The organism is Pantoea sp. S61 (assembly GCF_016625145.1).
GTDB lineage: Bacteria > Pseudomonadota > Gammaproteobacteria > Enterobacterales > Enterobacteriaceae > Pantoea > Pantoea rwandensis_B.
In genome coordinates this window covers 619,679-631,559 of sequence record NZ_JACVUO010000001.1, presented here as the reverse complement: position 1 = coordinate 631,559, position 11,881 = coordinate 619,679, and the positions used below count along the sequence as shown (strand labels likewise).

Annotated in this window: 14 protein-coding genes; 5 read left to right on the top strand and 9 right to left on the bottom strand. The window is 53.1% G+C overall.

Annotated elements, in window-relative coordinates; all coding sequences use genetic code 11:
- Positions 1-36 precede the first annotated feature (36 nt).
- On the bottom strand, positions 37-942 hold the full coding sequence (locus tag IAE30_RS03155) for a LysR family transcriptional regulator (protein ID WP_200678224.1): 906 nt from the start codon (positions 940-942) through the stop codon (positions 37-39).
- 131 nt (positions 943-1,073) lie between these two features.
- On the opposite strand from IAE30_RS03155, the gene IAE30_RS03150 reads away from it, so the two are divergent.
- Positions 1,074-1,823, top strand: a complete 750-nt coding sequence (locus IAE30_RS03150; protein ID WP_200678226.1) for an SDR family oxidoreductase — start codon at positions 1,074-1,076, stop codon at positions 1,821-1,823.
- A gap of 269 nt (positions 1,824-2,092) precedes the next feature.
- The gene (locus IAE30_RS03145) at positions 2,093-2,635 is read left to right on the top strand and encodes a CpmJ protein (RefSeq protein WP_200537562.1); all 543 of its coding nucleotides are present in this window, start codon (positions 2,093-2,095) and stop codon (positions 2,633-2,635) included.
- 29 nt (positions 2,636-2,664) lie between these two features.
- Here the strand turns inward: IAE30_RS03145 and IAE30_RS03140 are convergent, their stop codons facing one another.
- From IAE30_RS03140 to IAE30_RS03105, 8 genes are all read right to left on the bottom strand, one after another.
- Positions 2,665-3,297, bottom strand: a complete 633-nt coding sequence (locus IAE30_RS03140; RefSeq protein ID WP_200678228.1) for an alanyl-tRNA editing protein — start codon at positions 3,295-3,297, stop codon at positions 2,665-2,667.
- Positions 3,298-3,311: 14 nt separating this feature from the next.
- Entirely contained in the window at positions 3,312-4,232 is a 921-nt protein-coding gene (locus IAE30_RS03135; RefSeq protein ID WP_200537560.1) for a pyridoxal-phosphate dependent enzyme, read from the bottom strand.
- Positions 4,219-4,917 (bottom strand): transcriptional regulator, encoded by a 699-nt coding sequence (locus tag IAE30_RS03130; RefSeq protein WP_200678230.1) that lies wholly within the window; start codon positions 4,915-4,917, stop codon positions 4,219-4,221. Before IAE30_RS03130 ends, IAE30_RS03135 begins: the two co-directional genes overlap by 14 nt.
- 91 nt (positions 4,918-5,008) lie before the next feature.
- Positions 5,009-5,788: a MipA/OmpV family protein gene (locus IAE30_RS03125; protein WP_200678233.1), complete on the bottom strand. Its 780-nt coding sequence runs from the start codon at positions 5,786-5,788 to the stop codon at positions 5,009-5,011.
- Positions 5,789-5,877: 89 nt separating this feature from the next.
- Positions 5,878-7,146 carry a HAMP domain-containing sensor histidine kinase gene (locus IAE30_RS03120; protein ID WP_200678235.1) on the bottom strand — a complete coding sequence of 423 codons (1,269 nt, stop codon included), beginning with the start codon at positions 7,144-7,146 and terminating at the stop codon, positions 5,878-5,880.
- Complete coding sequence (locus IAE30_RS03115) at positions 7,143-7,844, bottom strand: response regulator (protein WP_200678237.1); 702 nt, start codon at positions 7,842-7,844, stop codon at positions 7,143-7,145. The genes IAE30_RS03120 and IAE30_RS03115 overlap by 4 nt, the downstream gene beginning before the upstream one ends.
- A gap of 67 nt (positions 7,845-7,911) precedes the next feature.
- Positions 7,912-8,271, bottom strand: a complete 360-nt coding sequence (locus IAE30_RS03110; RefSeq protein WP_200537555.1) for an NUDIX hydrolase — start codon at positions 8,269-8,271, stop codon at positions 7,912-7,914.
- The gene (locus IAE30_RS03105; protein ID WP_045814577.1) at positions 8,268-8,858 is read right to left on the bottom strand and encodes an NUDIX domain-containing protein; all 591 of its coding nucleotides are present in this window, start codon (positions 8,856-8,858) and stop codon (positions 8,268-8,270) included. Before IAE30_RS03105 ends, IAE30_RS03110 begins: the two co-directional genes overlap by 4 nt.
- An 82-nt stretch (positions 8,859-8,940) precedes the next feature.
- Here IAE30_RS03105 and IAE30_RS03100 point away from each other — a divergent pair, with 82 nt between their 5' ends.
- The 3 genes from IAE30_RS03100 (at position 8,941) to IAE30_RS03090 (ending at position 11,880) form a co-directional block, all read left to right on the top strand.
- The gene (locus IAE30_RS03100) at positions 8,941-9,690 is read left to right on the top strand and encodes a DeoR/GlpR family DNA-binding transcription regulator (RefSeq protein ID WP_045814648.1); all 750 of its coding nucleotides are present in this window, start codon (positions 8,941-8,943) and stop codon (positions 9,688-9,690) included.
- 153 nt (positions 9,691-9,843) lie between these two features.
- Complete coding sequence (locus tag IAE30_RS03095; protein WP_200678238.1) at positions 9,844-10,734, top strand: oxidoreductase; 891 nt, start codon at positions 9,844-9,846, stop codon at positions 10,732-10,734.
- A 174-nt stretch (positions 10,735-10,908) separates the two neighbouring features.
- On the top strand, positions 10,909-11,880 hold the full coding sequence (locus tag IAE30_RS03090) for an ABC transporter substrate-binding protein (RefSeq protein WP_234472657.1): 972 nt from the start codon (positions 10,909-10,911) through the stop codon (positions 11,878-11,880).
- Position 11,881 lies beyond the last annotated feature (1 nt).

The window sequence follows — 11,881 nt, the reverse complement described above, 5'->3', positions numbered from 1 at the left end:
TCAGAAACAAAAAGTTAACAGATCGCCTCAGGCTTGTCATCCATTGAGTCGTGCAGGAAAGACTTCCCGCAACCATTCGATAAACACCCGTAAACGCTGGGTCAGATGGCGGTTTTGCGGATACACCACGTGAAACGAATAGCTGGCGGGACGCCAATCCTTCAGTATTTCCACCAGTGCACCTGACGCTAAATCTGCGGCTGCGGCGTATCGGAAAGTTTGGATGATACCTAATCCTGCCACCGCCGCCGCCAGATGAGCATTGCTCTCATTAATCCCAATGCGATGCTCGATTTTCATTTCCTGTTTCTCATTACCCTGCAGAAAGCGCAGCGGGAAGGCGCGTCCGCTCTGCGGAGATAAATAGCTAATCCAGCGATGCCCATTTTTAAGCTCTTGCGGATAAGCTGGCACGCCGTAAGTTTTGAGATAAGCGGGTGCCGCGCAGGTGATCATCTCAGCATCACCAAGATGACGCGCCACCAGCGATGAATCACCCAGTGGACCGCCACGAATGACGCAATCGACATTGTCGCTAATCAGATCCACAGCCCGGTCCGATACGCCAAGATCGAGGCGTATTTCAGGAAATCGCGCAACGAAATCCGGTAGCAGTGGGATGAGTACCTCACGCGCCGTTGAGCCCCCAATATCAACGCGCAGATACCCGCGCGGCGTTCCGTTTACCACATTAAAAGCCCCGTCGATATCTTCTAAGTCACGCACGATACGCAGCGCTTTGTCGTAATAATCTCGTCCCTCAGGCGTGACGGTGACGCGTCGCGTGGTGCGCTGTAACAGGCGCACACCCAGATGCCCTTCTAACTCCTGTACCAGTTTGCTCAACGTCGCATTGGGCATATCCAGTAAATCGGCCGCACGGGTGAAGTTCCCCGCCTCCACCACGCGTGCAAACGCCTTTATCGCCAACAGCTGATCCATGATAATTATCCACACACAGGAATAGTGATTTCGATTTTACACCATTTATCGCTAAACCACGCAGGGTTACATTGCCTCCCATGCACTGCAACGCAGTCATCACACACTTAAATCCATTTGGGAGAACACTCATGAACACATCATTAAACGGTAAAATTGCCTTAGTCACCGGCGGCACCAGCGGGATTGGTTTAGCCTCTGCCCAGGCGCTGGCAGCACAGGGCGCTCGCGTGTTTATCACCGGTCGTCGCCAGCCAGAACTGGATGCTGCTGTCACGCTAATCGGTGCACAGGCAATCGGCATTCGCGCTGATGCTTCCGTGTTGAGCGATCTGGATGCAGTGTATGCTCAGATTGCGCGCCAGGCGGGCCGGCTCGATATTCTATTCGCCAATGCTGGCGGCGGCGATATGTTGCCACTAGGTGCGATTACTGAAGAGCACTTCGACCGTATCTTTGGCACCAACGTGCGTGGTGTGCTGTTTACCGTGCAAAAGGCGCTGCCGTTGTTAAGCGACAAAGCCTCGGTCATTTTAACCGCGTCTACCACGTCGATTCAGGGCACAGCAGGATTCAGTGTTTACAGCGCCAGTAAAGCCGCCGTGCGCAACTTTGCCCGTTCATGGGCGCTGGATGTGAAAGATCGCGGAATTCGTGTCAACGTGGTGAGCCCTGGCCCAGTGCGCACGCCGGGTTTGGGCGATTTAGTGCCGGAAGATCAGCGTCAGGGATTGTTCGATGCGTTAGCCGCCCAGGTGCCATTGGGTCGATTGGGTGAACCGGGTGAAATTGGTCAGGTAGTGGCGTTTCTTGCATCCGATGCTTCCAGCTTTGTTAATGCCACCGAACTTTTCGTGGATGGCGGCATGGCGCAGGTCTGAGTTGAAAGTTAAGGAAAGACGTCAAGGTTAGGCCCGTTTTCCTGTAGCAAAGTGCGTAATGGATGACGCACTTCATCAGTGAATCGCTCTGAATTTAATTACTCCTCTCACCCTTTCGCATCCCGGCAAAAACACACATAATTCAGCGCTCATGCAGAGCAAAAACGTCGAATACGCCATGATGGCTATCAGGCAGCAATGCCATGCTGTCTTTCAATATTGAGGTGTTAATCCCTGATATTGTCTTAAACCGGTAAGGAAATCGTGCAGTGAAGTTAAAGACTTATGCGTTTCTCATTCTGTCATTTTGCACCGTTTTCGGCGCTCAGGCTGCTACGCGAGTCGAGTTGCTGGCAGGGGCGAATAGTATCGACCTTAATCAGGATGGCGTCCCGGATTTACTGATCTCAGCCACCTTTGACAATAACACCTCACATCCCAGCCAGACTCTATCTGCGTTCATCAATAAAAACGGCAACGCGTATATTTTACCGGTCCCGGATGATGACGGATTTACCTGGTCAGATTTCCGCCTGGCAGGTTCGTCTGACAAAATCATTGGCTTTGAATTGCATCAGATTCAGGGCGTTTATTACCTGATTCGCGCAATGAAGTTCTCATCAAATCAGGACAATGAAGATCTAACTGAAGCCGCGAAAATAAAATTCTCTCGCTATCGTGTGGCGGAGAGTAGCGAAGAGCCTGGCGCGCCGGTTTTTTATTGGCAACTGTCTGGCAGTTATACCACCTCACAAACCTATAACGATGTCGATCAGGCTTTCGCACAATTAAAAATAGATGAATTTAAGTAACGCAGCGCAGGCGTTAATGCGCCTGCTCATCAATCTCGCACTTCATACTGCACCGAAAGTTCACCCTTCTTCGCTTTAACCCGGGTAATCACGATTTCACCCATTTCACTGGTGCGCGGCACATGCGTGCCACCGCAGGCATACGGCGTCAACTCGCCCCAACTGACCATTCTTCGTCCGGCGTCATCCCGTAGCACGCGTGCGAGATCCTGCGCCACCAGCGCATCGACACCTTCAGCGATTGCCGATTCATCAACGGGTTGCGGTTCGCCCTGCGGTTTAAAAACAACACGTCCATTGCCGGGACGATGATCACCTTTGTAGCCTAACCAGCCAAACTTCTCTCCGGCATACGCAATCAGATGTCCTGCCGAATGGTAACGTGTGTGCAGCTCACGCAGTGCCGCATCAATTCGGATATGCACGCGACCCAGCGCCACTTCACGGTCGGTAATATGCAATAACTCACCCTCTTCCTGAACGAGTTGTAACACCCTCGCCTCACCTATCGTGCCCTGGTCAGCAGGTTGCCCGCCGCCTTGTGGATGGAACAGCGTTGCCGCCAGTTGCACACGAAACCGGCCATCTTCCTGCGCTTCACACCGCACCACTTCCGTATCCATCTCCAGCAGATCGCTGAAATAGTAGGCTCTTTCCGTCATCTCAACTCCAATTATCACTTAAATGCTTGCAGCACGTTCAAGGTCGTAGTGGAACCGCCGCAGACGATAACCAACAGGTTTTCTACACCCGCTAACGGCAATTTTTGTCCGTAAAGCAGTGCCAGCGCTGCACCACATGCCGGTTCCACCAGGGTGCGATGGTCATTAAGAAATGCCAGGCAGGCATCAACGGCTTCCCTGTCACTGACGCGCGAGGCCAGCACGTCACGGGTTTTACTGACATCAAAGGCGCGCTGGCAGACCTGGCGTGCGCCTAATGACGTCGCAATGCCGCTGAGATGTTCCACGGCAATTGGATGTCCCGCGGCCAACGCAGCGTGATAAGACGCCATACCCGTGGTTTCTGCGATGTAAATCGGCACATGATGTAATCCTTGCCGTGTTAACCCTTGATCAACCCCTGACAAAAGGCTGCCGCCGCCCACTGAGAGCACCACAGCATCAGGTCGCACACCTTCTTCTACAACTTCATCGATCAGGTTCGCTATGCCCTGCCACAACAACGCATGATCAAAAGGATGGATAAATGCGTCCTGTTCGGCCACCAACGACTGCGCCAGTTGATTAGCGTCCGCCCAGGTTTTACCGTGAACGATCACCTCCGCCCCTTCCAGTGTCAGCAGATGTAGCGCATGTTGAGACGTCGACTCCGGGACCACAACCACTGCAGGTACACCGAGTTGACGGCTCGCATAGGCCACCGCCAAACCGGCGTTTCCCCCCGATGAAGAGATAAATCGCTTCACTCCGCGCGCAGCATGCTGCTGACAGGCAAACCCGATACCGCGGATTTTGAAGGAACCGGAAGGCTGCATCGCTTCCATCTTCAGCCACACGCGGGTTTTATTGAGTTGGCTGAGTGGCAAAGATTCCAGCAACGGCGTTTTAATGCTTAGCGACTCAGCTGTTTTCATTTTTGATTTCATCCAGATAGTTGTAGATGGTGTAACGCGTGACGCCGAGCGCCGCTGCGGCTTTCTCCACTCCACCTTTCATCAGAAACAGTCCCTTCTCCTGCATATGCTTCACCGCGAGCAGATTGGCCCGTTTGATGTCATTGCGATTGTTTCCGTGATTGAGTGCAGAAGTCGTGTTGATGATTTCGCTCATCAAATCTTCGATGGTGTCCGGGCTTTCCGCTGCCGGTTCGACTTCTGAGGCCTGCACCTCGGGTTGACACATCGCAGTCATGGATTGCAGCACGCGCAGCGCCTGCTCAATATCTGCGTTATCGACGTTAATGCAGAGTGCAGCAAAAGGCACACCGTATCGGTCACGATAAATAGCAGTGCTGCTACGAAGCGGCTTGCCCTCGCGGGTAAAGGTGGGGTAATCCAGTAATAAGGAAATGGCTTCATCTTTGCGCTCCATCGCGCTGATAAATGCCCTGTCGGTGCGTAATCCGGCTAATACCGAATCCCCCCGCTTACGTCCCGTCACTTCTGCATTGACGATCTCAGCAATCGAATATTCAGGCTGACGCAGATCGTGCAGCACGACTTCGGCATTACGCTGGATCACACTGCCGATGACCTTTACCGCGCCAGCCAGCATGCGCATTATGTTGGCAACATATTGCTCGTCTGTAATTGAAGACATCTGGACACCATTAATTCTACATTTTGTAGAAAAATAGCATTGCAGATATCATTGATCAACTTTTTGTTGACCAATGATACTATCCCTCTTGTTAAAACCGCCATGCCAGAAATAAAACACCGGTTAACTGGCTGGCTTGCTGAGTGACCGGACTATCGGCTGCGTCGTCCCGCAGTCGTTGTGCAGTGACGCGCGCGCCTAACAGCCAGGAGGGCGTCACGACATAATCCATGCCGACATCCCAGCCAATCTTCTCAATTCCGGCATCCGCAGTGTAACGTGACAGACCGCTGCGCTCGGACTGCGCTGCCGTGACACCGTATTGAGTTTGTAAATAATCACTGTCCGCCCAACTCAACGTCGGGCCAGTGTAGAGCCGCAGATTATCCACGGGATGCCACTGCAGATGGGCATAAGAGGCAAGTTTAAAACCCTGTTGGTTGCCGCCAACATCCTGAGAGGCAATGATGCTGCCTTTGAACCAGGAGTTTTCGTAAGTGGCTGAAGTGAAGGCACGCGGCGTAACATCAATATCACCCAGCCCGCGCAGATGGTCATCAGCGGATTCCTTACGGGGTGAAATGTCTGTCCCTGCGCCTAGCGCAAATGTCCAGTGTTCGGTTTTCAAGACATCCCAGCCGAGAGCAACCAGATCATCAACCCCGCCGACAAAGAGCGGGCCGTAAGCCAGTCTGAACGCGGGGATGAACTCGGTTTTATTGTCTTTGGCACCCGAGTAATTTGGTTTCTCGCCAACACCGCCTCCTATGTAGCCAGAAAACTCAGGGCTATCGTCTGCGGCTAAAGCGGACATCGACGTTAAAGAGAGCAGGCAAAACAGCGTCACAGGTTGAGCCAGAGTGAAGCGCATCAAATTCATCCTTTGGTTGCAAGAGGGCGTAAGTTAAGCCCGCTGATTGCAACACTCCCTTGTAAATCCTGTTTTTATCCCTGGTAAAGTTATGTAACAGCGAGCGGAATTCGCACTTTAAAGCAGGCTCCGCCCCCGGCACGATTCCTCAGCGTAATACTGCCCACATGGTATACGGCGATGGAGCGGACTAAGGCGAGGCCCAGCCCGGAGCCGTTGCCCTTTCGGCTTAGCCGGAAGAACGGCTCAAACACCTGCGCATGATCGGCTTCGGGAATACCTGGCCCACGGTCCTTCACTTGTAGGATAAAGTGACCCTCGCCGTCGTCATTGAGTTCGACCCGAATATCACGTCCGGCATAATGCAGCGCGTTCTCGATCAAATTGCGCAGGAGACGGCGCAGCAAGCGCGCGTCGACTTCGGCAACGATATGTACGGCGGTCAATTCAACCTGAACACGCGCGCACTCTTCAGCAGCAATGGCGGTCACATCGACACGTTTAAGCTCACCGTTGATCACATTGGGGGATAACTCCAGGCGACTTAACGTCATAATTTCTTCTACCAGTGCATCCAATTCCGCCACGCTGCGTTGTAATTCACGTCCTGGCGCTGAATCATTTTGCTCTAACAGCGCTGCTGCCATCTGAATTCGCATTAAAGGCGAGCGGAGTTCGTGCGAAGCATTGGCCAACATGGTTTTCTGCGATTGCACCAGTTGTTCGATCTGGGTGGCTGAACGGTTAAAGCTCTCCGCTAACTGCGCGACTTCGTCTCGTCCTGCGACAGGCATGCGTGTCCAAAGATCCCCTTTCCCCAACAATTCAACACTGCGCTGAAGTGATTCCAGCCGCGCCGTTAAACGCCGGATTACGGGGAAAGAGATCAGTGCAACGCTGGCCGCGAGCATCATCAACATCAGGATAAACACCCACGGCCGTTTCTGTCGGTCGCTACTGAATTGAATGACCAACACGCGTTTATCTTTAAGTTGCCAGACAAATCGCATGCCGTACCAGTCGTCAAACAATCCGCCATGGTCGACACGTTTGGGAAACGCCAGAGGAGGCGTCAGCGGGCGGCTCAATGGTGTGCCATCGGCGGCGAAAAGTGCAAAGCGGGTATGCGCGCGTGCAATCCACTGGTCAATGGCGGCAGATTGCGCCGCAGGAGAAGCGGTTGCAGGGGGTAAATTTTTCTCAACTAACTCAGAAAAGGTCGCGAAGGCATCAAGATGACGGTTGTTATCATCACTCCACAACCAAAGTGCAATGGTGCATGCCACCACCAGCAACAGCGCACAGCTGAAGGCAGAAAAGATCTGCAAATGGATGGGTAAATCACTGAGACGCTTCATGCACCAGGCAACGCCGAAAATACGTAGCCGACACCGCGTACGGTGATAATCCGTTTTGGCGCACGGGGATCGTCTTCAATCATTTGCCGGATGCGGCCAATGTGCACGTCAATCGCACGGTCAAAACTCTCATAGCTTTCGCCGCGGACAGATTGCCAAATCAGTTCCCGATTCAAAACCCTGCCAGCATTCCGCGCTAACGAAACCAGCAGGTCGAACTGCAATGAGGTTAGCGAGCAGCTATTCTGATTTAACATCACCGTGCGTGCTGCAGTATCAATCTCCAGCGAGCCAGAACGAATCAACCCTGTTTCACGCACTCCGCTGCCCGGCTTGATACGTCGCAGCACTGCACGCATGCGCGCCAGTAATTCACGGGGCTCAAAAGGTTTTGGTAGGTAATCATCTGCACCGACTTCCAGGCCGATAATTCTGTCTGCGGGATCGCCTCGCCCTGTCACCATGATGATGGCGGGTTCATGCAGATACTGGCCGCGAATGTCGCGGCAAAGCGCCAGTCCGTCAGCATCACCCAGCATCAGGTCTAACAGCACCACATCAAAAGGGTGCTGTTTCATTTTTAACTGCGCGTCCTGAGAGCTGGCACTGTGTTCAACTTTGAATTCATACTGCGCCAGATACGGCAGAATCATTTCCGCCAGCCGGAGGTCATCTTCTATCAACAGAACCGAGGTCATCGCTCATCACCCAAAGTAGGTACACCGATGAGTTACAGACAGCAGTGCCAGCCGATAAGTTTCCTGCTTATGCCTGTACCGCTGGAATCTCGTTAATATTGCTGAAGATACTCAACCCCAAAGCCTTGCCGACTTGCACATCCTGGTCCGCTCCCGTTGAAGCGCCAGGCATGCGTAAAATGGCATCACAGCTCTGAATAAGGCGATGCGCAACGGGATAAAGGAAGGCTTCACTGATCTCATCCCCGATCTGCTGTGAACCCGCTGCAGTGGCGAGCGGTAACGCCAGCCATTCACCTATTACCGGGGTATGGCCTTTTTGATAAACCTGCAATGCCATGCGATCGAGTTTCTGCATGTTTTGCTCGATCAGTTGCTGGTCACCGTGAGTACCACTGCGTACCGGACCTGCGATCAGAATCATCATTGCACTTTCTCCTCAAATTGAATGTTTAATGCCAGGTGTTGCAGCAACATGATGGTTTTGGCATCTTCGATTTCACCGTTTCGGATCGCCTCCATGGCGCGTGCGAAAGGCCACTCCAGCACTTCGATATCTTCCCCCTCTTCCTCAAGGCCGCCGCCAGCATGCTTTCGGTCGCCATCGTGATATTCCGCGATAAAGAAAAACAACTTCTCCGTCACCGAACCCGGGCTCATATAAGCCTCCATCACCTTCTCAATATTTGTGACAGTGTAACCTGTCTCTTCTTCTGCCTCGGCAATGATGCGCGTTTCCGGCGAGGCGTTATCCAGCAAACCGGCTGCGGCCTCGATCAAAAAGCCATCATGCCCATGGATAAAGATGGGAAAGCGAAACTGCCGTGTCAGGACGACTGTCTGTTTATGGCGGTTATAAAGTAGGATCACCGCGCCATTGCCACGATCGTAGGCTTCACGGCTTTGCTGTTGCCAACTGCCGTCGGCACGCTGTAAATCGAAGGTGTATTTTTTTAAGGTGTACCAGTTGTCGGATAACAACTGCTCACGAATATTGCGCACTTTATGCTGCATGTTTGGTCTCCCGATGGCTGACAAAACAGACGTTATCATGCATAATCGTGCACATACAAGCAAAAACACGAACGAGAAAATTATGCTTTCCAGTCAACGTAAACAGCAGATATTGACGATTCTTGCCGATGAGCAGCAAGTGATGTCCAGCGAACTAAGCCAGCGTTTTAACGTCTCTGAGGATTCGATTCGCCGCGACTTAAGGGAGTTAGCCAGCGAGGGATTACTGCAACGCGTGCACGGAGGTGCACTGCCGGTTTCTGCTGCTATTGCCCCTTTCGAAACACGCAAAAATGTGCAAATCAGTTCTAAGCGCCTGATCGCGCAAAAAGCGGTGCAACTGATTCAACCGGGTCAGGTGGTGATCATCGATGGCGGTACGACCACAGCAGAAATGGTGCAACTGCTGCCCAAAGAACTGGCCTTTACCGTGGTGACCCACAGTCCAAGTATTGCCGTCGCACTGGTTGATTTTCCTTTGGTTGAGGTGATTCTGATTGGCGGCCAACTGTACCGTCACTCGGTGGTCGCCGTGGGATCTGCGGTGATCGAAGCCATTGCACGCATCAATGCAGACCTGTTTTTTATGGGTGTCACTGGTGTGCACAAAACAGCAGGGTTAACCACCGGTAACTATGAAGAAGCGGGTGTAAAGCGTGCCCTGGCAGCGCGTGCGGCGGAAACGGTGGTGATGGTCTCTAAAGAGAAACTCAACTCAGCATCGGCGTTCGCCATTGGCGATCTGTCACTGGCGAGTACACTGATTGTTGACGGTGAACCTGACGCGGAGATGCAGCACATGCTGCAACAGCAGCAGATCGCCTTGCTGTAAGTTGTCCCTTGTAGCCAAACATGAATCGGTTATTCCACAGCGTCATTTTTTATCTGGCCGAAAGTTCGCTCATCATTCGGTCACAATGCCAGGCTGTAATAGTGAGTTTTCGCTGACCCTGAGGCAGCACTGGCTAAACAGGAGAATTGCTGCATGTCTGAGTTTCCAACCATCGCCCTTGTCGGACCCGGCGCCATCGGCACCACTGTGGCTGCCGCGCTGCATGAAATGCATCGCACGCCAACACTGTGCGGACGTACGGCACATACACAATTGCTGTTGCGCCACGAAGACGGTGAGGTTGTGGTGCCTGGCCCGGTACTGAGCAATCCTGAAGCAATCGCCAGGCCCTTTGATTTGGTGTTTGTGGCGGTCAAAACCACGCAGGTGGCGGAAATTGCCTCCTGGCTGGCGGTATTATGCGATGAGAATACGGTGGTGTGCGCGCTGCAAAATGGCGTGGAGCAAGTTGAACAGTTGTCACCGTTAGTCAATGGCGCAACGGTACTGCCTTCTGTGGTGTGGTTCCCGGCTCAGCGCGAGCCTGATGCATCGGTGTGGTTACGCGCGAAACCACGCCTGACTGTGCCCGACGTCGCGCCAGCACAGCGTATTGTGCAAGCGCTGCAAGACTCGCGCTGTGCGGTCGAACTGGAGGCAGATTTCCTCACCATCGCCTGGCGCAAACTGTTGCAAAACGCCGTCGCGGGTTTGATGGTGTTGGCCAATCGCCGTGCAGGGATGTTTCAGCGCGAAGATATCACCACGCTGGGTTTGGCCTATCTACGGGAATGTCTGGCGGTTGCGCGTGCTGAAGGGGCCAACCTGAGCGACAACGTGCCGCAGGACATCATGGCTGGCTTTCATCGTGCCCCGGCAGATTTGGGCACCTCGATTCTGGCCGATCGTCAGGCTGATCGCCCGCTTGAGTGGGACATCCGCAATGGCGTGGTACAACGACGCGGCAAAGCTCAAGGCATCGCGACCCCGATCAGCGATGTGGTTGTACCTCTGCTGGCAGCAGGGAGTGATGGTCCGGGTTAAGATCATAGTGAAGTCCGGGCCACGGACTTCGCTTCAACAGCCTTAACACTAACAATGGGTATCAGAATCAATTGACATGAATACATCAGACTTGCCATTATGTTACGTTATAACATAACACTACGTAATCGGTAATTCATGCGCACTTTTTCAAACCGCCTTTTGGCACTCATCATGGTATTAAGCACTTCCACCGCACTGGCTTCCACCTATCCCCTCAGCATTGAAAACTGCGGTAAAACGGAAACCTTTTCACAACCGCCTGCACACGTAGTGACCATTGGGCAACATGAAACCGAACTCCTTCTGGCACTTGGCCTGGGAAGCAAAATCGCTGGAACCGCCGTCTGGTTCAGCCCTTTACCGCCAGATTTAGCGCAGACAGGCAGTGGTCTTAAGCGCCTTGCAGATAACTCGCCGGGATTTGAAGCGGTTGTCGCGCAAAAACCTGACCTGGTATTGGCGCAATATAGCTGGCATGTTGGGCCTCAGGGTGAAGTCGCAACCCGCGAACAATTCGAACAACTTGGCATCAGAACCTGGATTTCACCTGCTGATTGTCAGGGCAAAGCGGTAACGGCTTCCTCAAACGCTGACGGTGCACGCGCTACGCCTTATTCCATTGACGTGATCTATGATGAAATCACCGCGCTGGCCAACCTGTTCGACGTGGCTCAACGTGGTGAGGAATTAAAGAAGACGTTGTCTGCACGCGTCGTTCAGGCGCAACAACAGGCGGTTTTACACGCCCGCAAGCCACTTAAGGTGGTGTATTGGTTCTCAAGCACACGCCTTAAAGGCGATCCGTGGATCGCAGGCAGCCAGGGTGCCCCGGGCTGGATCACTCAGACACTCGGCCTGCAAAACATTATTGATTCCTCCGACGAATGGCCCGCCGTAAGTTGGGAACATATCACACAATCTCAGCCCGATATCATCGTCATTGCCAGCATGGAGAGAAGGCTGTATCCAGCAGATGACGTCGCGGTAAAGCAAGCCTTTCTCAAAAGCGATCCCGTTACACGAGAAATGAACGCGGTTAAGCAGGGTCACATCGTGGTCGTGCCTGCTATGTCACTCAATCCGTCCCTGCGCAATATCGATGCGGTTGAGCTGATCGGTCAGCAGATGGCCGCTTTCAAATAGT